Raw genomic sequence first — 21,126 nt, 5'->3', positions numbered from 1 at the left:
CCCAGTCCCCGCACAACCGTGTGACAAGATGCTTCGGTCATGCCCCACCAGAAAGGGACGATTCCCATGTCCAGGGTCGAGCTGACCACCAACTTCGGCCGTATCGTCCTCGAGCTGGCCGACGCCGAGGCGCCCAAGACGGTCGAGAACTTCCTCAAGTACGTCGGCAACGGGCACTACGACGGCACGATCTTCCACCGGGTGATCGACGGTTTCATGGTCCAGGGCGGTGGCTTCACCCCTGACATGGTGCAGAAGCCCACGCTCGCGCCGGTGCCCAACGAGGCCGACAACGGTCTGAAGAACAACGCGTACACCGTGGCGATGGCGCGCACCAGCGACCCGCACTCGGCGACCGCCCAGTTCTTCGTCAACGTCTCGGACAACGAGTTCCTGAACTTCACGGCCAAGAGCCCGAACGGCTGGGGTTACACCGTGTTCGGCAAGGTCGTCGAGGGCCAGGACGTCGTCGACCAGATCAAGGGCGTGCGGACCGGCAGCAGCCGTGGTCACGGTGACGTGCCGACGCAGCCGGTGATCATCGAGTCCGCCAAGGTCGTCGACTGACCGACGGCACCCGAGGCCGGGGTGACCCGGGTACTGCCGACGGCAGTGCGCGGGTCACGCGGTCCGTTTGCGGGCGGTCGTCTTCTTGGCCGTCGTCTTCTTCGCGCTCGTGGTTTTCTTCGCCGCCGCGGTCTTCTTCGTGCCCTGTGACGACTTCGCGGTCGTCTTCTTCGCGGCCGTCGTCTTCTTCGCGGTCGTGGTCTTCTTCGCCGTCGACTTCTTCCCGCCCGTCTGCTTCGGCGCCGCCCGCGCAGACTTCCGCTGGGGCAGCGGTCTGACCTCCGCCGGTTCCTCGCCGCGGGACTCCTTCGCGTCCCGCACGCTCTTCTCCAGCGCGGCCATCAGGTCGAGGACCTTGCCGCCGCGGGCCGCCTCGGGCGCCTCCGGAGGTGCCTCGCCCGCGGCCTTCGCGGCGACGACCTCCTCCAGGGCCTCGCGGTACTCGTCGTGCAGTTCGTCGAGGTCGATCTCGCCCAGGGTGTCCATCAGGGCGTCGGCGAGGTCGAGTTCCTTGTCGCTGACCTTGACCTTGGTGTCGGGGGCGAGGCCCTCGGGGGCCCGGACCTCGTCGGGCCACAGCAGGCCGTGCAGCGCGATGGCGTCCTCCACCACCCGGAGCATGCCGAGCCGCTCCCGTCCGCGCAGCGCGAACTTGGCGATCGCCACCTTGTTGCTGCGCTTGAGCGCCTCCCTCAGCAGGGTGTACGGCTTGGCCGCCGGGGCGCCGCCGGCCTGGAGGTAGTACGCGGCGTCCATCTGGAGCGGGTCGATCCGGTCGCCCGGCACGAAGGCCACGATCTCGATCGTCTTCGCCGTGGGGAGCGGCAGATGGGCGAGGTCCTCGTCGGTGATCGGGACGATCGTGCCGTCCGCGTCCTCGTAGCCCTTGGAGATCTCGGCCTGGGTGACCTCGCGGTCCTCCAGTTCGCAGACCTTGCGGTAACGGATACGGCCGCCGTCCTCGGTGTGGATCTGGCGGAACGAGATCGAGTGGCTCTCGGTGGCGTTCACCAGCTTGATCGGGATGCTGACCAGGCCGAACGAGATGGCGCCGTTCCATATGGATCGCACGTGCAGCACCCTTTCGGTGTATTTACGCCCTTTTCTCATATTTTGCGTGAGATTCTCATCGTATGACGCCGATCACAGAGGTGGAGGGGCGGCGGCTCGCGCTCAGCAATCTGGAGAAGGTGCTGTATCCGGCCACCGGCTTCACCAAGGGCGAGATGCTGCACTACTACGCCACGACGGCCGAGGCCCTGCTCCCCCATCTGCGTGACCGTGCCGTCTCCTTCCTGCGCTATCCGGACGGCCCCGAGGGCCAGGTGTTCTTCGCCAAGAACGTTCCGCCGGGTACGCCCGACTGGGTCACCACCGCGGAGGTGCCGCGGTCCGAGGGGCCGGCCCGGATGGTGCTGGTGCAGGACCTCGCGAGCCTGATGTGGGCCGCGAACCTGGTCACCGAGTTCCACACCCACCAGTGGCTGGTCGGGGACCCCGAGGAGGCCGACCGGCTGGTATTCGACCTCGACCCGGGGGCGCCCGCCACGATCGTGGAGTGCTGCGAGGTGGCCCTCTGGCTGCGCGAACGGCTGGCGGCGGACGGTGTCGAGGCGTATCCGAAGACCGCAGGGTCCAAGGGGCTGCATCTGCTGGCCGCGGTGCGGGGAGCGTCGTCGGACCAGGTGTCGGAGTACGCCAAGCAGCTCGCCGTGGAGGCGGAGCGGGCGATGCCACGGCTGGCCCTGCACCGGATGACCCGAAGTCTGCGCCCCGGGAAGGTCTTCGTCGACTGGAGCCAGAACGCCGGCCGCAAGACGACGGCGACGCCCTACACCCTGCGGGCCCGGGCCCGACCGCTGGTGTCGGCGCCGGTGACGTGGGGGGAGGTCGCGGAGTGTGCGGTGCCAGAGCGGTTGGCCTTCGTGGCCGGGGACATGGGGCCTCGGCTGCAGGACTACGGTGATCTGCTGGCTCCGCTGCTTGAGCCGGGGCGGGCGGGGCGGATTCCCTGACGGGCCGGGGGGGCTGCGCGTCATGGGGGGGTGGGTCAGGTTGTCGGGCGGGTGCGGGTTGGTGGGGGCTGGTCGCGCAGTTCCCCGCGCCCCTGGGGAGTTGCAGTCACCGGCGCCACCACACACCGCTCACCACCTCACGCACCACGACGAACCGCTCACCGCCCCCGCACCACCCCAGACCGGAAGCCGCGTATCGCCGGCGCGGACCCCGTGTCAGACCCTCGACCAGGTGTGCCGGTCCCGTGCCATCGCGTGCAGGGCCTCCACGTCCGCCGGCTTGAGCACGCCGCCGAGGCGGGCGAGGCCTTCGAGGTCCGTTTCCCTGAGGACTCGGACCTCGCGGGGTGGGAGGGTGACGGAGATGGCCGTGGGGGCGACCAGGGCCAGGACCGGGTGGACCTCGGCGGTCAGGGCGTAGGAGGCGCGGTCGGCGTCGGCGCGGACGCGGCGCAGGAGGGGGTGGGGGTCGCGGCGGCCCAGGGCGACCATGGGGTCGGAGACCGTGACCTTCTGCTTGCGGGCGTACAGCGCGTGCACGGCGAACAGTCCGCCGGGGCCGATCACCAGATGGTGGACGCGGTCGCCGCCGGGCAGCGGTACGGAGTGCAGGGTGTGCCAGCCCGCGCCGTCCAGGCGGTCCAGGGCCTCGCCGACGGTCTGCTCGGCCTCCAGCGCGCGGCGGCGGGGGTCGCGGCGCAACCGGTGCGGCGGGCCCGGTTCCCGGTCCAGGGCGATCTGGAGGGCCTCGCCGGGCCGGTTGGGGGCGAGGTCGTCGTCCGGGTGGAGGGAGAGCCGGGCCAGTTCGGCGGGTGTCGGCACCGGTGGCGGGCCCACGGCCACCGGACCGGTGAGGAAGGGTCCGAGAACGGTGAGCACGTCCTCCTCGCGGTCCTCGCTCAACAGATTGATCCGGGCCGCCTCACGGTCGTACCAGGCGATGTTCCTGCCATCCGTGAGGCAGACGTACAGCCGCTCCTGACCATGGCGCCAGGTCGGTACGACGCGCAGTCCGCTCATGCACCATCACCCCACCGACCATGGGAACAGGCGGGGTGCTGCGCAGGCAAGAAGCCGGTTACCTTTGGGGTGAGTTGCAGGGCTTGGCGCAGGGGCTTGGGGAGGCGCTGTTGCGGACCCGTAGGAAGCAACCCGATGTACCGGCTCCGGACAGAGCGTGGGACGAGATCGTGCCCGGGCTGTGGATGGGCGGGCACGAGTTCCAGGGCGTTTCCGGGCAACGGGAGTTCGCCGTCGTACGGGACGAGTTCGACGTCGTGCAGACGCTGCTGCGGCTGCCGGGGCACGGTCCCGATCCCGGTGTCGAGCACCATGTGTGGCCGATTCCGGACGGCCCGCTGGACGGAACCCAGCTCGCGGGGGTGATACGCCTCGCGCGAGCCGCGAGCGACGCACTGGACGAGGGCCGCACGGTCCTCGTCCGCTGTTACCACGGCTACAACCGCTCGGGCCTGGTCGTCGCGCACGCCCTGGTCCGCCGGGGGCACGCCACCGACGAGGCGATCCGGCTGATCCGGGGGCGGCGCTCGCCGTGGGCCCTGCACAACGAGCTGTTCGTGGAGTACCTCCGGACCGGTCTCTCGACGGCCCGGCTGCTGGAGGAGCTGACCGAGTAGGCCCGCCTGGACCCGCCGGAACGCAAGGACGACTTCCGCACGAATAACCTGTACGGGGCCGACGTACGCCCACCGGCCCCGACACCAGGAGCACAGTGCCACCCGCCCGCAGCGCACGCCGTACGACCCGCGCCGTCGCCGCCGTCGCCCTGCTGCTGACGGCCGCGGCGGGCTGCGGCGATGCGGGCGACCTGGTCGGCGCGGGCTCCACACCGACCGCGATCAGCCCCGACCGGCTGTGGCCGCAGCTGACGCCGGCCTCCAGCCCGGCCTTCACGATCGACGAGGTGGACACGCAGGTCGTCAAGGGCGTCGCCGTACCCGACGACGACATCCGCGCGGTGGATCCGGTCGCGGTCGTCCGCGCCGAGATCAAGTCGGACCCGGGCGACTACACCGCGGGCGGCTACGACCGCACGGCCCGGCTCATGGCGGACTGCGACCAGAGCGGTGCGGCCCGGCACGAGTGCCCGGTCCTGCAGCCCTACTACCGCGACCTCACCGGCGACGGACACGACGACCTGACGCTGGGCTTCCTCCAGCTGCCCGGCAACATCACCGCCGTACGCGTCTACACCGTCGAGAAGCACCGGCTCGTGCAGGTCATGCACTGGGAGGACGCGGTCAGCGGGGTCGAGCTGGCCGGGCGGTCGGTGATCATCCGCTCGCCGTCCGAGGTGGCCGGGTACGAGTACCGGCTGCAGTGGACCTGGGATCCGGAGCAGAAGGCGATGCTCCTCACCCACGACGAGATGCTCCGGACGGGCAAGAACACCGGCGTGGCCAGTGGCTCGCCCAGTCCCTCCGCGAGTACGCGATGAGGCTCGCGCTCCCCCGGTGGTCCGGCACCCTCGCCGTGAAGGCCGCCGTCTTCATCACCGTGATGTGCTGCGCCCTGGCCGCACTGCTCGGCGTGCTCGTGCATGTCTCGGTGACCAACCAGACCGTCGGCGAGGCCCGTGACCTGGCGCTGAGCCGGCTGAAGGACGCGACCGGGGCGTACGAGGCCGGCGACACCCTGATGTGGGACGCCGGCGTGGACCCACCGGACCTGCCCCGGTCGCTGCGGGCGCTGGCGGTCGCCGGGGACCGCGGCACGATGGTCGGCGAGCACCGCGGGCGCCCCACCATGTGGGCGGCGGGACCGGTGGACGGGAAGCGGGCCCTCGCGGTGGAGGTCGACTACTCGCAGGGCGCGCGGACGATCGAGGGGCTCGACCGGGCGATCCTGTGGTCGTCGGCGCTGGCGATCACGGCGACGCTGCTGGTGGGGGCGTTCGCGGTCACCCGGGTGACCAGGCGGTTGGACACGACCGCCCGGGTGGCCCGGCGGATCAGCGGGGGTGACCTGGACGCACGGGTGGACGACCCTCGTACGAAGGATCCGAGCCGGCCCCAGGACGAGGTGGCCGCGGTGGCCGCCGCGCTGGACTCCATGGCGGGGTCGTTGCAGGGGAAGCTGCTGAGTGAGCAGCGGTTCACGGCGGATGTCGCGCACGAGTTGCGTACGCCGTTGACGGGGCTGCACGCGGCGGCCGAGCTGTTGCCGCCGGGGCGGCCGACGGAGCTGGTGCGGGATCGGGTCGGGGCCTTGCGGACGCTGACGGAGGATCTGCTGGAGATCTCCCGGCTGGACACGGGACGGGAGACGGTCGAGCTGGACACGGAACGCTTGGCCGCTGTGGCCGAGCGGGTGGTGCGGGCGTCGGGGACGGACACCGAGGTGGTCGTGGTGCGGGATGTCGCCGTGGAGACGGATCGGCGGCGGTTGGAGCGAGTGTTGGGGAATCTGGTGGCCAATGCGCATCGGCATGGGCGGGGGCCGGTGTCTGTGACGGTTGACGGGACGGTGGTGACTGTTCGGGACCGCGGAGAGGGGTTTCCGGGGTATCTCGTGGACCACGGGCCGCAGCGGTTTCGTACGGAGGGCGGGGCTCGGGGGCATGGGCTCGGGCTCACCATTGCGGTGGGGCAGGCGGAGGTTCTGGGGGCTCGGCTTTCGTTTTCCAATGCGGTGGATGGTGGGGCGGTCGCGACGTTGGTGTTGCGGTAGTTGGGCGGCTGACAGCCCGGTGGGGCCTCTCGCGCCCACGCGGCGGAGCCGCATATCGATACAGCCCCGCGCCCCTGAAGGGGCGTTCTCCTATGGCCCAGTTTGAAAGGCGGCCTTCTCACCCGCCTCCTAACGTGGCGAATAGTCAGGTTTGTACCCCGCTCACGGAGGTGTCCCCATGTCTCTGCGCTCCCGTTTCTCCATAGCCGTCGCCGCCGGTGCTCTCGCTGTCGCGGCGCTCGCCACGCCTGCCGTCGCCGGCGACGACTGGGAGGACTCCAGCGGCACCTGGGGGAACCAGCAGAACCAGAACCAGAGCCAGAACCCGAACCAGGGTCAGAACAACCAGAACGCGCGGCTGTACAAGGGCGTGGTGACGGCCAGTGCGCTCGCGCTGCGCAGCGCGCCGAACCGGGGCGGGCAGATCATCCGGTGGGCCGCCCGGGGTGAGGTCGTCACGATCTTCTGCAAGACCAGGGGGCAGAACATCCAGGGCAACTCCAACTGGTACCTCCTCACGGACGGCACCTGGGCCTGGGGCTCGGCCCGGTACATCAGGGACATCGGGACCACGCCACGCTGGTGCTGACATCTCGCGCGAGCCAGGCAGACATCCCGCCCTATTTGGGTAGGTTCCGGACATGACCAAGGCCGGAACCACCGTGGCCCCCGCGGACGCCCCCGCTCCCGCGGGACGCCTGCCCGGGCGCCGTGGCATCGAACTGGCCCTCATCGTCCTCGCCGTCCTGCTCTGCGTGTACGGCTACTGCGCTGTCGGCCTCGCCAAGAACGGCACCCTCCCGCCCGGCGCCGCCGGTTACGGCGCCGGGCTCGGCGTGCTCGCGCTCCTCGCGCACGGGGCGGTGCGGTGGCGGGCACCCTGCGCCGATCCGCTCCTCCTGCCGATCGCCGTGCTGCTCAACGGCCTCGGCCTCGTCCTGATCTACCGGCTCGACCTGGAGACACCCGGCGACCGCGCCGCCCCCGCCCAGCTGGTGTGGTCCACGGTCGGGGTGGCCCTGTTCATCGTGGTCGTACTGGCGCTGCGCGACCACCGCGTGCTCCAGCGGTACGCCTACGTCTGCGTGGCCGCCGCGCTGGTCCTGCTGACCCTCCCGATCCTCTTCCCCTCCGTGAACGGCGCCCGCATCTGGATCCGGATCGCCGGGTTCTCCATCCAGCCGGGCGAGTTCGCGAAGGTGCTGCTCGCGGTGTTCTTCGCCGCGTACCTGGCCACCAACCGCAACGCGCTGGCGTTCGCGGGCCGCCGGTTCTGGGGACTGCAACTGCCCACCGGGCGGGTCCTCGGCCCCCTCCTCGCCATCTGGCTGATCAGCGTCGGGGTGCTGGTCCTGGAGCGGGACCTCGGCACCTCGCTGCTGTTCTTCGGGCTGTTCGTCGTCCTGCTTTACGTCGCCACCGGGCTCACCGGCTGGATCGCGCTGGGGCTGCTGCTGGCCACCGTCGGCGCCTTCGCCGTGGGCGGGCTGGAACCGCACGTCCACAGCCGGGTGGAGGACTGGCTGCACCCCTTCGCGTCGATCGAGGCGGGCCAGGGCCCCAACCAGCTCGCGCAGTCCCTGTTCGCCTTCGCGGCGGGCGGGGTCCTCGGCACCGGGCTCGGGCTCGGGCACTCGATCCTGATCGGCTTCGCCGCCAAGTCCGACTTCATCCTGGCGACGGCCGGCGAGGAGCTGGGCCTGGCGGGCCTGTCCGCGATCTTTTTGCTGTACGGCCTGCTGGTGGAGCGCGGCTACCGGGCGGGCCTCGCCCTGCGCGACCCGTTCGGGCGACTGCTGGCGACCGGGCTCGCCTCGATCGTGGCGCTCCAGGTGTTCGTGATCGCGGGCGGGGTCGGCGGGCTGATCCCGCTCACGGGCATGGCGATGCCGTTCCTCGCCCAGGGCGGCTCGTCGGTGGTCACCAACTGGGCGATCGTGGCCCTGCTGATCCGGGTCAGCGACTCGGCCCGCGAACCGGAGGTCTCCTGATGGACCAGGCCCCCCTGCAGGCCCCCCGCATGACGCGTTACATCCGCCACGCCGCCTGCTTCTGCGCGCTGCTGCTGACGGCCCTGCTCGTCAACGCCATCCGGGTGCAGGTCTTCCAGGCCCGCACCCATGACGAGAACCCGGCCAACCGCCGCGAGAACATCGCCCGTTACGGCCTGCAGCGCGGGGACATCCTGGTCGGCGGGCGGCCGGTCACCGGATCCCGGGACACCGGGGAGCAGCTGCGCTACGAACGGACGTACACCGACGGGCCGTTGTACGCGCCGGTCACCGGCTTCGCCTCCCAGGAGTACGGCACGACCTTCCTGGAGCACGCCGAGGACGGCGTCCTGTCCGGCTCGGACCCGCTGCTGACGCCGTTCCCGCTGTGGAACGACTTCACGCGGCGGCGCAACCCGGGCGGGGACGTCGTCACCACGATCGACAGGGCGGCGCAGAAGGCGGCCTTCCACGGCCTGGCCGGACGCAAGGGCGCGGTGGCGGCGGTGGAGCCGTCGACGGGGCGGATCCTGGCGCTGGTGTCGTCCCCGTCGTACGACCCGGCGGTGCTGTCCGGGAACGACCGGGGGGTGGGCCGTTCCTGGGCGCGGCTCAACGAGGACGTGGACAAGCCGATGCTCAACCGGGCGGTACGGCAGACCTATCCGCCGGGTTCGACGTTCAAGGTGGTCACCGCGGCGGCCGCGCTGGACGCGGGGGTGGTCACGGACGTGGACGCGCCGACGGACTCACCGGCGCCGTACACCCTGCCCGGCACCCGGACCTCGCTGTCCAACGAGTCGGACGGCTGCGAGGACCTCTCGCTGCGGGAGGCGTTCAGGTGGTCGTGCAACACGGTGTTCGCGAAGCTCGGCGTGCGGGTGGGGGTGGGTGACATGACGGCCACCGCGCACGCCTTCGGCTTCAACGACTACTCGCTGCGGATCCCCTTCTCGGTGGCCCGGTCCACCTTCGACCCGACCGTGGACAAGGCGCAGCTTGCCCTGTCGTCGATCGGCCAGTACAACACCCGAGCGACTCCGCTCCAGATGGCGATGGTCTCGGCGGCCGTTGCCAACGGCGGTCAGATCCGGACGCCGTACCTGGTGGAGCGGACGACGACCGACGGCGGCGCCACCGTGGGGACCGCGGGTTCGCGTCCGGTGCGGCAGGCGATGCATCCGTCGACGGCCGCACAGTTGAAGGAGCTCATGGCCCAGGTGGTCACGGAGGGCACCGGCACCAACGCGGCCATCCCCGGCGCGGTCGTGGGCGGCAAGACCGGGACGGCCCAGCACGGCGTCGGCAACGCCGGGACGCCGTACGCGTGGTTCGTGTCCTGGGCGCAGGGCGAGCGGGACATGGAGCCCAAGGTCGCGGTGGCCGTGGTGGTGGAGGACGCCTCGGCGGACCGGGGGGACATCACCGGGGGCGGGGTGGCGGCGCCGATCGCGCGGGCGGTGATGGAGGCGGTGCTCAACTCCAAGGAGTGAGACGGGGGTTGAAGGCGACCGCCTGCCCTACCTAACGTTCGGTACATGAATTCAGCCGCTTACGAACTCGCCCAGGTGAACATCGGCCGACTCAAAGCCCCCTTGGACTCGGCCCAGTTGAAGGACTTCGTCGACAACCTCGACCCCGTGAACGCCGACGCGGACGCCGCCGACGGTTTCGTGTGGCGGCTGGAGGGCGAGTCGGGCGACGCGACGGACGTGGCCGTGTTCGGCGACGAGTGGCTGATCATCAACATGTCGGTGTGGCGGGACACCAACGCGCTGACGGCGTACATGTACCAGGGCCGGCACCGCGAGATGCTGGCCCGCCGCAGGGAGTTCTTCGAACGGGTCCAGGAGGCGATGGTGGCCATGTGGTGGGTCCCGGCCGGGCACCGCCCCACGGTCGCCGAGGCGGAAGCCCGTCTGCTGCACCTGCGCACGAACGGGCCCACGCCGTACGCGTTCACGCTGCGGACGCCGTTCCCTGCGCAGGGGGCGGAGCCGGTGCCGTTGGCGGTGCCGGACGATCTGGGCTGCTCGGTCTAACCTCCGATCGGCTTGCGCATCTCCGAGCGGATCAGGAGAGTCGTCGCCGCCAGCTTCTCCAGGTCCACGTCCGACGGGTCCTGGGTCATCGTGGAGGTCCTGAGCTCACCGACCGACGCGCCCGTGTTGGCGTCCGTCCAGGCGCAGACGGGGACCGTCATGTCGGTGCCGGCCTGCGTCTTGGTGAGGACCTCGCAGGTGACGGTGACACCCTCGGAGCCGTCCGGATGGAAGTCCTGCGGTGCCAGGGCGACCTTGGCGCCCTCACCCGCGCCCTTCATCATGTGGTTCCGCGACACATCGGGTTCCTTGAACCGCCCGTACATGCCCGACACGACGAGCGAGCCCTCCGTCGGATTGCCGGCCAGGCTGTACTGCGCGACCGCGGCCCCGTCGACCTTGGCGTCCGAGTAGCCGCCCGACGCGTCCACGATCTTCTGACCCTCGGAGTCGGAGTAGTCCCGGGCGAGTTCGTACCGGCCGCTGAGCAGGGTCTTGGGCAGGGAGAGGGTGTACTCGGCTGCCGGGTAACCGGTGTTCTTCGCCGCCGTCTGGAGCACCGCGTATCCCACGACGGCCAGCGCGACCACGCCGACGATCGTGAACACCCGCCCGAGCCGCCGCTTCGGCGGCGGGGCCATCGGGGGCGCACCCCAGCCGCCGTAGACGTAGGGCTGCTGCGGCTGCGGCTGCGGCTGCCCGTACGGGCCTGAGGGATACGGGGCCTGCGGGGGCTGTGGCTGAAGGTAGGGGTTCTGGGGCGCGTAGGGATTCTGCGCCCCGTAGGGACTCTGGGGCGGCTGAGGCGTGGACACGTCAGAACATTACTGTGGGTCGGCGGCCCCCGCCTCGATGGCCCCCGCCACCTCCGCGACCCGCTCCCGCTCCTCCGCAGCGAAGCGCTCCGCGTCCAGTTTCTCGGCGATCTCCTCGTCCTGGGCCATGAGGAGGTCGAGGTTGGAGTTGCCCATCTCGAAGACGCCCATGTCGACGTAGGCCTGCTGGAGGCGTTTGCCCCACAGGCCGATGTCCTTGACGCAGGGCACGATCCGGGAGAAGAGCAACTGGCGGAAGAGGGCGAGGAATTCGGACTGCTCGCTGTACTGCTCGGCCTCCGCCCTGGGGATGCCGAAGTTCTCCAGGACCTCGACCCCGCGCAGCCGGTCGCGCATCAGGTAGCAGCCCTCGATGACGAACTCCTCGCGTTCGCGCAGTTCGGCGTCGGAGAGCTGCTTGTAGTAGTCGCGCAGCGCCATCCGCCCGAAGGCCACATGGCGGGCCTCGTCCTGCATGACGTACGCGAGGATCTGCTTGGGCAGCGGCTTGTCGGTGGTGTCGCGGATCATGCCGAACGCGGCCAGCGCGAGGCCCTCGATGAGGACCTGCATGCCGAGGTAGGGCATGTCCCAGCGGGAGTCCCTGAGCGTGTCGCCGAGGAGGGACTGGAGGTTGTCGTTGATCGGGTACAGCATCCCGATCTTCTCGTGCAGGAACCGGCCGTAGATCTCCGCGTGCCGGGCCTCGTCCATGGTCTGGGTCGCCGAGTAGAACTTGGCGTCGAGGTCGGGCACGGACTCGACGATCCGCGCCGCGCACACCATCGCGCCCTGCTCGCCGTGCAGGAACTGGCTGAACTGCCAGGAGGCGAGGTGCCTGCGGAGCTCGCCCTTGTCCTTCTCCGTGAACTTCGCCCAGTACTTGGTGCCGTAGAGGGAGATGGACTCGTCGGGGGTGCCGAGGGGGTCGTACGGATCGACTTCGAGGTCCCAGTCGATGCGGGTCTGCCCGTCCCACTGCTTGTCCTTGCCCTTCTGGTAGAGGGCGAGCAGGCGGTCGCGGCCGTCGTCGTACTCCCAGGCGAAACGGGCCTTGCCCGTCGCCGGTACCTGCCAGTGGGGGTCCCCGGGGTCCGTGGTGTACAGGTCGAAAGTCGGCATGTTCCGCAGGCTGCCTCTTCGTAGACGCCGGGTCAACAAGTCGTGCGCGAGGGATTGACGGCCTTGCTGACAAGCAGTCTCATAAGTGCCATGACGAGTCTGACAGAAGTCGACGCGCTCGCAGGGCTGCGTGACGCGCTCGGTCTGCTCAAGGACCGGGAGCAGGTCGCCGAGCGGCTGCTCGACTCCTCCAGGAAGCACTCCTTCGACCCGGACGAGGAACTGGACTGGGACGCGCCCTTCGAGGAGGGCCTGTGGTTCTGGCCGCCGGAACTGGTGTCCCTGTACGACACCCCGATGTGGCGCCGGATGAGCGAGGAGCAGCGGCTGTTGCTCTCGCAGCACGAGGCCGCGGCGCTGGCCTCGCTGGGGATCTGGTTCGAGATCATCCTCATGCAGCTGCTGTGCCGTCATATCTACGACAAGGCGGCCACGAGCGCGCATGTGCGGTACGCGCTCACCGAGATCGAGGACGAGTGCCGACACTCCAAGATGTTCGCGCGGCTGATCTCACGGGGCGGGACGCCCTGGTATCCGGTGAGCCGGGCGCACCAGCAGCTGGGGCGGCTGTTCAAGACGATCTCCACGACTCCGGGATCCTTCACGGCGACGCTGCTGGGTGAGGAGGTGCTCGACTGGATGCAGCGGCTGACGTTTCCGGACGAGCGGGTGCAGCCGTTGATCCGGGGGGTGACGCGGATCCATGTGGTGGAGGAGGCACGTCATGTGCGGTACGCCCGCGAGGAGCTGCGGCGGCAGATGGTGTGCGCTCCGCGGTGGTCGCAGGAGTTCACGCGGGTCACGTCCGGGGAGTTCGCGCGGGTGTTCTCGGTGGCGTTCGTGAATCCGGAGGTGTACACGAACGTGGGCCTTGACCAGCGGGAGGCTCTTGCGCAGGTGAAGGCGAGTGGGCATCGGCGCGAAGTGATGCAGACCGGGGCTCGGCGGCTGACCGACTTCTTGGACGACATTGGTGTGCTTCGGGGTGTCGGGCGTCGGTTGTGGCGGTCATCGGGGCTGCTGGCTTGATTTCGGCTGCCGGCCGGTGGGAGCCGGTCGCGCAGTTCCCCGCGCCCCTGAAAGACCTCAGCTGGACCTACTCAAGGGGCGCGGGGCTGTGACATCAGCGGCTCCGCCGCGGGGCGCGACCAGCCACGACGCTCCCGCGGACGGCCGACTACCCTGCGAGGCATGACCCCATCCGCGCCCGCCTATCGTCGCCTCAGCGTCGAGGAGCGCCGCAGTCAGCTTCTTGAGGCCGCTCTCGGACTCTTCGCGCACCGCGTCCCCGAGGACGTCTCCCTCGACGACGTGGCGGAAGCGGCCGGAGTCTCCCGTCCCCTCGTGTACCGGTACTTCCCCGGCGGCAAGCAGCAGCTCTACGAGGCAGCCCTCCGCTCCGCAGCCGAAGAGCTGGAGCAGTGCTTCGACGAACCCCGGGAGGGGCCCCTCCTCACCCGGCTGGCCCGCGCCCTCGACCGCTACCTCGCCTTCGTCGACGAGCACGACGCCGGTTTCAGCGCCCTGCTGCAGGGTGGCAGCGTGGTCGAGACGTCCCGGACCACCGCCATCGTGGACGGCGTACGCCGGGCCGCCGCCGCGCACATCCTCAGCCATATCGCGGTCACCGAACCCGGTCTGCGGCTGCGCATGACCGTACGGATGTGGATCACGGCGGTGGAGGCGGCCTCGCTGATCTGGCTCGACGAGGGCAAGCAGCCCCCCGTGGAGGAACTGCGCGACTGGCTGGTCGAGCAGTTCGTCGCCGTGCTCTCCGTCACCGCGAACCGCGACCCGCAGACCGCCGCGCTGGTCACGGCCCTCGCGGCGGATGGCTGAGACTGGTCCCGTGAAGAGCGAAGACACCCCCTTCGAGGGCGGCCCCATGGACGGCCGTGTGCTGCCCGTGCTGCTGGGACCGACGGGTCACCCGCCGAAGACGTACCGCATCCCCGTCCCCGACACGGCCGACGGCCCGCCCACCGTGCTGGTGTACCGCCGCGTGCCGAGGGGGCACACCAAGCTCGGGATCCAGAAGGGGTGGAAGTACGCGTACGACCCCGAGGGGAAGGCGGACAGTGGGCTGAAGTGGCCCTGGTCCAAGCCCGACAGGCCGGTCGACAAGCGGGACACCACCGACGGGTGACGAGGTTGCGCCGAACCGCCCACACCCGGCGCGCGAAATCCCGGGCGACGTCTGATGCTCGCCGTGCGGAACAGAGGGGCTGTCCCGCACCGGAGGTGATGACGTGTCAGGAAGGCTTCTGCGTCTGGTGTGTACGGCGGCCGTGGCGGCCGGCACCGTCCTCGCACCGCTGCCCGCGGCGGCCGTACCCGAGCCGGAGCCGCGTGAGCGTTCCGTGGCTGATGTGCTGACGGACCTTCAGCGGCTGTACCGGGAGGCCGAGGAGGCCACCGAGACGTACAACGCCACCGCGGAGAGGCTGAAGGCCAAGCGCGCCGAGGTGACCCGCCTGGACGCCGAACTCTCCAGGGCCCGGCTCTCCCTCCACGACAGCCGGGGTGCCGCGGGACGGCTGGCCCGGCAGCAATACCAGAACGTCACGGACATCTCGCCGTACGTCCGTCTCCTGCTGGCCCGCGACCCCGAGCACGCGCTCGACCAGGGACGTGTGATCGGCCGGTTGGCGAGGGAGCGCGCCAAGACGGTCGGCCGTATGACCGGCAACGAACACCGCGCCGACGCACTCGCCCGCAAGGCCCGCAAGGCGCTCGACGACCAACTCACCCTCGCGGCGCGGCAGAAGAAGGACCGGGACGGCGTACGGAAGAAGCTCCACGACGTGGAAGGACTCCTCGCCTCCCTCACCGCCGAACAGCTCACCAGACTGGCCGAGTTCGAGAAGAAGGGGGTCGAGAAGGCACAGGAAGAGCTGACCGCCTCGGGTGCCCTGGGTGAGGGCGAACGGGAGCCGTCGCGGGCGGGCGAGAAGGCCCTGCGGTACGCCCGACAGCAGCTGGGGAAGCCGTACGAGTGGGGCGCGGAGGGCCCGAGGACGTACGACTGCTCGGGCCTGACGTCGGAGGCGTGGGCGCACGCGGGGGCCCCGATCCCGAGGACGAGCGAGGAGCAGTGGGCGCAGCTACCGAGGGTTCCGTTGGAGGAACTACGCCCGGGTGACCTGGTGATCTACTTCCAGGAGGCGACTCACGTGGCGATGTACGCGGGGAGGGGAGAGGTCATCGAGGCTCCAAGAACGGGCGAGAAAGTCAGAGTGTCCCCGATCGCGTCCCACCCGATCCTCGGAGCCGTACGTCCGGATCAGCCGCCCGCCACCGAAGCGAGGTACGCCCCCGTCTTCTCCGGCTCATAGAAGAAGTTCTCGAAGTCGGCAGGATCGTCAAACGCGTTGGCGAACCGATCCGCCACCGGCTGCAACTGCCCCGCCGCGCCGATCAGGTTCAGGATGTGCTCCGGCGGAGGCGCGAGCATCGCGTTCGTCCACTTCGTGACGTGCTGAGCCGTACCCCAGTACCGCTCGAACGTACCCCGCATCCACTCCTCGTCGAACTCCTTCTCCCCTCGCTCCAGGATCGACGCGAGATAAGAAGCCGCGCACTTGGACGCGGAGTTGGAGCCCTGCCCGGTGATCGGGTCGTTGGCGACGACGACGTCGGCCACGCCCAGGACCAGCCCTCCACCGGGCAGGCGGCCTATGGGGTTGCGCACGGTGGGGGCGTAGCGGCCGGACAACACCCCGCCCGCGTCGGTCAGTTCGATGTCCTTCGCGCGGGCGTGCTCCCAGGGGAGGAACTTCTCCATGAGTTCCAGGGTCAGGGAGAGGTGTTCCGCCGGGTCCTTCACGCCGTTGAAGACGTCGAGCGGGCCACCGGGTATGCCCTCCCAGAACAGGATGTCGGCCCGGCCGGAGGTCGTGAGCGTCGGCATGACGAACAGTTCGCCCACGCCCGGGACCAGGTTGCAGCGGACGGCCTCGGTGTCCGGGTGCTCGGGGCGCGGGCCCAGTCCGTGGACGTAGGAGACGGCGAGGGCCCGCTGCGGCTCGCGGTACGGCGAACGCTCCGGGTCGCGGGCGAACATCGACACCAGCTCGCCCTTGCCCGCCGAGACCATCACGAGGTCGTACGTGCGGGAGAAGTAGTCGAGGTCGCCGACCGCCGCGCCGTGGATGACGAGCTGGCCGCCGCGCTGGGCGAACGTCTCCATCCAGCCGGCCATCTTCACGCGCTGGTCGACCGACTGCGCGTACCCGTCGAGTGTGCCCAGCCAGTCGATCGCACGCTGCGAGGGCCCCGGGTCGAAGGAGCCGGGGGCCGCCACCGAGACGCCGAGTCCCTTGATCTTCGGGGCCTGGGACTCCCAGAAGTTCAGCTGGAGATCGCGCTCGTGCTGGAGTGCCGTGTGGAACATGCACTGCGTCGACATGACCCGGCCGGTGCGGATCTCGTCCGCCGTCCGGTTGGACATCAGGGTGACCTCGTACCCGTGCGACTGGAGGCCGAGGGCGAGCTGGAGTCCGGACTGGCCGGCTCCGACGACGAGTATCTTCCGCATGCGGGTGATGGCTCCTAACCAGGGCTACTCGGGGGTGACGTCCAGTGCGTGGCCGACGAGGGACAGGAGTGTCTCGATCACCGAGATCTTCCGCCGCGCGTCCATGATCATGACAGGTATGTGCGCGGGGATCGTCAACGCCTCCCGCACGTCCTCCGGTTCGAAGCGCTCACTGCCGTCGAAGTGGTTGACCGCGACGACGTACGGCATCCCGCAGCCGTCGAAGTAGTCCAGCGCCGGGAAGCAGTCCTTCAGCCGTCTGGTGTCCGCGAGGACCACCGCGCCGATCGCGCCGCGCACCAGGTCGTCCCACATGAACCAGAACCGCTCCTGGCCCGGCGTGCCGAAGAGGTAGAGGACCAGGTCGTCGTCGAGGGTGATGCGGCCGTAGTCCATGGCCACGGTGGTGGTGACCTTCTCCGGGGTGCCGGTGAGGTCGTCGACCTGCTCGCTGGCCTCGGTCATCAGCGCCTCCGTCTGGAGGGGCTCGATCTCCGAGACGGTGCCGACGAGGGTGGTCTTGCCGACGCCGAAGCCGCCGGCCACGACTATCTTCGTGGCGATGGGGGCCCGGGTGCGGTCCGTCTGCCAGGACTTGAGGTTGTCGTCGGTGTCCTCGAACGCGAGGTCCCTAAAGGCGACGGAGTCCACTCAGCACCCTTTCCAGCAGAGCGCGGTCGGGACGGCCCGTACCGTGACCGGTACCGGTGCCGTACACACGGATCTTTCCCTGGTCCGCGAGGTCGCTGAGGAGCACGCGGACCACGCCGAGCGGCATCTTCAGCAGCGCGGCGATCTCGGCCACCGTGCGCATCCGGCGGCACAGTTCGACGATGGCCTGGAGCTCGGGCATGACCGACTTCAGCAAGCCTCCCCCGCTGCCAATAGCGCGGGCGGTGCCCCCAGTCAACTCCTTGCGCTCCTCGGGGGCTTCGAGAGCCGCCACGAACGTCTCCACCAGGAGGACGTGGCCGAAGCGGGTGCGGCCGCCGGTGAGGGAGTACGGGCGGACGCGGGCGGGTTTGCGGTCGCTGCCGCGGACCGGGAGCTCGGGCCGGTTCGTCATCGGGCGCTCCCCGTCCCCTCGTTCTCCAGCGACTGGCGTAGCTCGCTGCGGAGTTCGGGGGTCAGGACGTGTCCGGCGCGGCCGACGAACAGGGCCATGTGGTACGCCACCACGCTCATGTCGCAGTCGGCGGAGCCGTGCACTCCGAGCAGCGAGCCGTCGCTGATCGACATCACGAAGAGACTGCCCTCGTCCATCGCGATCATGGTGTGCTTGGTGGCGCCGAAGTCCATGAGCTTCGCGGCGCCGAGGGTGAGGCTGCCGATGCCGGAGACGATGGTCGCGAGGTCGGCCGCGGAGCCTCGCGGGCCGGAGGGCTTGTCCGCTTTCGCCTCGCGCGCCTGGGCGTTGGTCTCGGCGTCGGAGGAGAGCAGGAGCAGGCCGTCGGAGGAGACCACGGCGACGGACTGGACGCCGGGGACCTCCTCCACCAGGTTGGTCAGCAGGAAGTGGAGATTGCGGGCCTCACGACTCAGTCCGAAGGTACTGGGCGCGGTCAACTGCTTGCCTCCTCGACTGTGCCCCCCGTGGCTTCATCGGATGCGGTGCGGTGTTCTGCGGCCGGCAGTCTGGTCTCGCCGGTCTGTTCCTTGATCTCCGCCTCTACGTCGCGGTGGCCGGCCTCCGCGCCCCTTCTGAAACCGCCGAGCCTTCTGCGGAGGGCTTCGGCGTCCACGGAGGCGTTGCGTTGGCGGGGGGCCGCGGGGGTGGGTGCGGTGATCCTGGGGGTGCGCTTGGGGAGGCCCTTGTCGGTGAGGGGCTCGTCGGCGGCACGGGTGTGTTCCGTCTCGGCCTCGGGTGCGGGTTCGTCCGGCTCGTCCGGCTGTGCCGGTACCGGCGCCAGCAGCTCCATCGTCGTCTCGGCCGGAGTCTCCGGGTCCGGGTGATCGCTCGGAGCCGTCCCCGCGTCGCGTACGGCCTTCTCCGCCAGGTTCACCAGGCGGTCGCCGCCCTGCGAACGGCCGCTGAGGACGTTGGAGTTGACCTCCGCGTCCGCGCCGGGGAGGGAGAAGGAGTGGGCCGCGCCGGTCACCGGGGCGTCGGCGGTCGGTACGGCGGACGTGGGGGCGGCGGTGAGCAGGGGCTTCGGGAGGACGACCACCGCGGCCACCCCGCCCTGCTTCTGCTCGCGCAGCTGGACGCGGACGCCGTGCCGGTGGGCGAGGCGGGCCACGACGTACAGGCCCAGGCCGAGGCCGTCGCCGCCCTGGTCGTCGTAGGAGTACGCCGACTCGGGGTCCTCCGGGTCGAACTCGGCGAGGCGCGAGTTGAGGGCGGTCATCCGCTCGGCGGTCATGCCGATGCCCTCGTCCTGGACGGAGAGCATGACCTCGCCGCTCTCCAGGAGCCAGCCGGAGACCTCGACGGGCAGGTCGGGCGGGGAGAACGAGCTGGCGTTCTCCATCAGTTCGGCCAGCAGGTGCGAGAGGTCGTCCGCGGCGAAGCCGGCCACATGGGCGTGCGGCGGGAGGGCGGCGATGCGGACGCGCTCGTAGCGCTCGATCTCGCTGACCGCGGCACGGACGACGTCGACGAGCGGGACGGGCCCCGCGCTCTGCTGCACGTGTTCGGTGCCGGCCAGGACGAGGAGGTTCTCGCTGTGGCGGCGCATGACCGTGGCGAAGTGGTCGAGCTTGAAGAGGGTCGCGAGGCGCTCGGGGTCCTGCTCGCGCTCCTCCAGGCCCTCGATGACGGCGAGTTGACGCTCGACGAGGCCGAGGGTGCGCAGCGCGAGGTTGACGAAGGTGGCGCCGATGGTGGTGCGCAGTCGCTGCAACTGTGCGGTGGAGTCGGCGAGTTCGCCCTTGAGCTGTTCGCGGGCGTCGGCCATCCTCTGCCGCTGGCCGACCAGGTGCTTGCGGTCGGACTCCAGGGTGGTGACCCGCTCGGCGAGGGCGACGGCGTGCGCGTGCAGGGCGTTGACCGAGCGGACGACCTGGGCGAACTCGTCGTTGCGGCCGGTGAAGACGACCGCTTCCTCGGTGGTGGGGTCCTCGGCCCCGGCGAGCCGGGCGGAACCGCGCCGGAGCACGGACAGGGGGCGGGTGAGGGTGCGGGCCATGGCGGTGGCGATACCGACGGCCAACAGCATCAGCGCGCCGAGGATCGCGACGCGCAGTTCCAGCGTGGTGACGTCGTCGTCGCGCAGCTGGGCGAGTTCCTTGACCCGGCGTTCGAAGAGCGCGGACTCGGCGCCGCGCATCAGGTCGACGCGGGCGGAGAGGGCGTCGTCGACCTTGATGGTGCTGGTGCCCAGGTCGCCGGTGGTGAGGGTGGGCTGGTCGGTGAGGGTCGCGAGGTACTCGTCGGCGGAGTTGACCTCGGGGCCGGTGACCGTGGAGTCGTAGCTCGCCTTGGCGGCGGCGGGCGCGGAGTCCTGGAAGTCGGCGAGGGCCGCGTCGGAGCGCAGCCGGGCCTGCTGGGCGGCCGCGCTGAGCGCGTCCCGCTGCTTGGTGGCGGCCGCCGAGGAGACCTTCTTGGTGCTCGTGAGGCCGGTGATCGGGTCGTAGACGCTCTGGGTCGTCGTCGGCACGCTCAGGGCGGCGAGCAGCAGGCCGCGGGCGGCGGCGGCCTGCTGTACGGCGGAGTCCAGCTCGGCGAGGGAGTAGGCGCCGGAGCCCGCGCGGGGCGGCATCCGCTCGGCCAGCTCCTCGGCGAGGCGGTGCAGTTCGGTGATGGCGGCGGAGTAGGCGTCGTGCGTTTCGAGTGCGGTGCTCTTGCCGGTGAGCGCGGAGCGTCGTACGGCTGCGACGGTGTCGAGGTCGCCGCGCAGGGTCGTGGACACGTCGGTGTCGGTGCGCAGTTCCTCGACCTGGCGGTCCACTCGGGCGCTCGACTGCTCGGTCGGCGCCTTCGACTTGGGCCGCCCGGCCGCGATGTAGGAGGTGACCTCGTCGCGTTCGTCGGCGAGCGAGTGGGCGAGGGCGAGGGCGTCCTGGGTCTGCTCGGCGAGCGTCACCAGGTCCTGGGAGTCGCGGAGGTCCGCGGAGGCGCTGACGACGGAGGGGGCCCCGGCCCCGGCGATCGCGGCGGCCACGACGGCGACGGCGAGGATCAGCCGGGTGCGGACATGGGTGGGGCGGCCCGTGCCGACGGGGGTCTCGGGAGCGCCGGGCGTGGCGGGTGTGCGCTCCGCGCCTTTGCCGGAGGCCGTCTGCTTGCCTGTGCGACGAGGCCGCGTCTTCTGCACCGCTGCTCGCATTCCTGAACTCGTGATACCCATGGGCCCGGGGTGACGCTCCGTCAACTGGTGTGCACACCGGGGTAGATTCCCGACCCTC

Annotated in this window: 22 protein-coding genes; 13 read left to right on the top strand and 9 right to left on the bottom strand. The window is 70.4% G+C overall.

Annotated features, from left to right (window positions below; genetic code table 11):
* Window positions 1-60 precede the first annotated feature (60 nt).
* The gene (locus tag AB0D34_RS33130) at window positions 61-567 is read left to right on the top strand and encodes a peptidylprolyl isomerase (RefSeq protein WP_362668573.1); all 507 of its coding nucleotides are present in this window, start codon (window positions 61-63) and stop codon (window positions 565-567) included.
* Window positions 568-621: 54 nt separating this feature from the next.
* Here the strand turns inward: AB0D34_RS33130 and AB0D34_RS33125 are convergent, their stop codons facing one another.
* The gene (locus AB0D34_RS33125; protein ID WP_362668311.1) at window positions 622-1,638 is read right to left on the bottom strand and encodes a Ku protein; all 1,017 of its coding nucleotides are present in this window, start codon (window positions 1,636-1,638) and stop codon (window positions 622-624) included.
* A 62-nt stretch (window positions 1,639-1,700) separates the two neighbouring features.
* Between AB0D34_RS33125 and ligD the strand changes: the two genes are divergently transcribed.
* Window positions 1,701-2,582: a non-homologous end-joining DNA ligase gene (ligD, locus tag AB0D34_RS33120; RefSeq protein WP_362668309.1), complete on the top strand. Its 882-nt coding sequence runs from the start codon at window positions 1,701-1,703 to the stop codon at window positions 2,580-2,582.
* Window positions 2,583-2,798: 216 nt separating this feature from the next.
* Here the strand turns inward: ligD and AB0D34_RS33115 are convergent, their stop codons facing one another.
* On the bottom strand, window positions 2,799-3,602 hold the full coding sequence (locus tag AB0D34_RS33115; RefSeq protein WP_362668307.1) for a nuclease-related domain-containing protein: 804 nt from the start codon (window positions 3,600-3,602) through the stop codon (window positions 2,799-2,801).
* Window positions 3,603-3,712: 110 nt separating this feature from the next.
* On the opposite strand from AB0D34_RS33115, the gene AB0D34_RS33110 reads away from it, so the two are divergent.
* The 7 genes from AB0D34_RS33110 to AB0D34_RS33080 all read left to right on the top strand — a co-directional run bounded on the left by AB0D34_RS33110 (window position 3,713) and on the right by AB0D34_RS33080 (window position 10,305).
* Window positions 3,713-4,219, top strand: coding sequence for a protein phosphatase (locus AB0D34_RS33110; protein WP_362668305.1), 507 nt, complete (start codon window positions 3,713-3,715; stop codon window positions 4,217-4,219).
* Window positions 4,220-4,314: 95 nt separating this feature from the next.
* Complete coding sequence (locus AB0D34_RS33105; protein WP_362668302.1) at window positions 4,315-5,040, top strand: hypothetical protein; 726 nt, start codon at window positions 4,315-4,317, stop codon at window positions 5,038-5,040.
* The gene (locus AB0D34_RS33100) at window positions 5,037-6,272 is read left to right on the top strand and encodes a HAMP domain-containing sensor histidine kinase (protein WP_362668300.1); all 1,236 of its coding nucleotides are present in this window, start codon (window positions 5,037-5,039) and stop codon (window positions 6,270-6,272) included. Before AB0D34_RS33105 ends, AB0D34_RS33100 begins: the two co-directional genes overlap by 4 nt.
* 178 nt (window positions 6,273-6,450) lie before the next feature.
* Entirely contained in the window at window positions 6,451-6,861 is a 411-nt protein-coding gene (locus tag AB0D34_RS33095; protein ID WP_362668298.1) for an SH3 domain-containing protein, read from the top strand.
* Between the two features lie 52 nt (window positions 6,862-6,913).
* The gene (locus tag AB0D34_RS33090) at window positions 6,914-8,263 is read left to right on the top strand and encodes an FtsW/RodA/SpoVE family cell cycle protein (protein WP_362668296.1); all 1,350 of its coding nucleotides are present in this window, start codon (window positions 6,914-6,916) and stop codon (window positions 8,261-8,263) included.
* A 29-nt stretch (window positions 8,264-8,292) separates the two neighbouring features.
* On the top strand, window positions 8,293-9,756 hold the full coding sequence (locus AB0D34_RS33085; RefSeq protein ID WP_362668294.1) for a penicillin-binding protein 2: 1,464 nt from the start codon (window positions 8,293-8,295) through the stop codon (window positions 9,754-9,756).
* A 45-nt stretch (window positions 9,757-9,801) separates the two neighbouring features.
* On the top strand, window positions 9,802-10,305 hold the full coding sequence (locus AB0D34_RS33080) for a DUF3291 domain-containing protein (RefSeq protein ID WP_362668291.1): 504 nt from the start codon (window positions 9,802-9,804) through the stop codon (window positions 10,303-10,305).
* On the opposite strand, the gene AB0D34_RS33075 is transcribed toward AB0D34_RS33080, so the two are convergent.
* Window positions 10,302-11,120, bottom strand: coding sequence for a hypothetical protein (locus AB0D34_RS33075; RefSeq protein WP_362668289.1), 819 nt, complete (start codon window positions 11,118-11,120; stop codon window positions 10,302-10,304). The two genes, AB0D34_RS33080 and AB0D34_RS33075, sit on opposite strands and share 4 nt — an antisense overlap.
* A gap of 9 nt (window positions 11,121-11,129) precedes the next feature.
* Complete coding sequence (locus AB0D34_RS33070) at window positions 11,130-12,242, bottom strand: ferritin-like domain-containing protein (RefSeq protein WP_362668287.1); 1,113 nt, start codon at window positions 12,240-12,242, stop codon at window positions 11,130-11,132.
* A gap of 90 nt (window positions 12,243-12,332) precedes the next feature.
* Here AB0D34_RS33070 and AB0D34_RS33065 point away from each other — a divergent pair, with 90 nt between their 5' ends.
* The 4 genes from AB0D34_RS33065 to AB0D34_RS33050 all read left to right on the top strand — a co-directional run bounded on the left by AB0D34_RS33065 (window position 12,333) and on the right by AB0D34_RS33050 (window position 15,577).
* Entirely contained in the window at window positions 12,333-13,271 is a 939-nt protein-coding gene (locus AB0D34_RS33065; protein ID WP_362668285.1) for a diiron oxygenase, read from the top strand.
* Between the two features lie 162 nt (window positions 13,272-13,433).
* A complete protein-coding gene (locus AB0D34_RS33060) occupies window positions 13,434-14,081 on the top strand; it encodes a TetR/AcrR family transcriptional regulator (RefSeq protein ID WP_362668282.1) in 648 nt (215 codons plus the stop codon).
* Between the two features lie 10 nt (window positions 14,082-14,091).
* On the top strand, window positions 14,092-14,388 hold the full coding sequence (locus tag AB0D34_RS33055) for a hypothetical protein (RefSeq protein WP_362668280.1): 297 nt from the start codon (window positions 14,092-14,094) through the stop codon (window positions 14,386-14,388).
* 103 nt (window positions 14,389-14,491) lie between these two features.
* Window positions 14,492-15,577, top strand: coding sequence for an NlpC/P60 family protein (locus AB0D34_RS33050; protein ID WP_362668278.1), 1,086 nt, complete (start codon window positions 14,492-14,494; stop codon window positions 15,575-15,577).
* Here AB0D34_RS33050 and AB0D34_RS33045 read toward each other — a convergent pair.
* Genes AB0D34_RS33045 through AB0D34_RS33025 form a run of 5 tightly spaced genes read right to left on the bottom strand, consistent with a single transcriptional unit; the run spans window position 15,526 to window position 21,035 of the window.
* Window positions 15,526-16,779 carry a styrene monooxygenase/indole monooxygenase family protein gene (locus tag AB0D34_RS33045; RefSeq protein ID WP_362668276.1) on the bottom strand — a complete coding sequence of 418 codons (1,254 nt, stop codon included), beginning with the start codon at window positions 16,777-16,779 and terminating at the stop codon, window positions 15,526-15,528. The two genes, AB0D34_RS33050 and AB0D34_RS33045, sit on opposite strands and share 52 nt — an antisense overlap.
* 24 nt (window positions 16,780-16,803) lie before the next feature.
* Entirely contained in the window at window positions 16,804-17,430 is a 627-nt protein-coding gene (locus AB0D34_RS33040) for an ATP/GTP-binding protein (RefSeq protein WP_362668275.1), read from the bottom strand.
* On the bottom strand, window positions 17,411-17,845 hold the full coding sequence (locus AB0D34_RS33035) for a DUF742 domain-containing protein (protein ID WP_362668273.1): 435 nt from the start codon (window positions 17,843-17,845) through the stop codon (window positions 17,411-17,413). Before AB0D34_RS33035 ends, AB0D34_RS33040 begins: the two co-directional genes overlap by 20 nt.
* Window positions 17,842-18,345 carry a roadblock/LC7 domain-containing protein gene (locus tag AB0D34_RS33030; RefSeq protein ID WP_362668270.1) on the bottom strand — a complete coding sequence of 168 codons (504 nt, stop codon included), beginning with the start codon at window positions 18,343-18,345 and terminating at the stop codon, window positions 17,842-17,844. The genes AB0D34_RS33035 and AB0D34_RS33030 overlap by 4 nt, the downstream gene beginning before the upstream one ends.
* Window positions 18,342-21,035 carry a nitrate- and nitrite sensing domain-containing protein gene (locus tag AB0D34_RS33025; protein ID WP_362668268.1) on the bottom strand — a complete coding sequence of 898 codons (2,694 nt, stop codon included), beginning with the start codon at window positions 21,033-21,035 and terminating at the stop codon, window positions 18,342-18,344. The genes AB0D34_RS33030 and AB0D34_RS33025 overlap by 4 nt, the downstream gene beginning before the upstream one ends.
* Window positions 21,036-21,126 lie beyond the last annotated feature (91 nt).

The organism is Streptomyces sp. NPDC048420, from assembly GCF_040651535.1.
Lineage (GTDB): Bacteria > Actinomycetota > Actinomycetes > Streptomycetales > Streptomycetaceae > Streptomyces.
The sequence above is the reverse complement of the archived record's forward strand: the minus strand, read 5'-3'. Positions and strand labels throughout refer to the sequence as shown.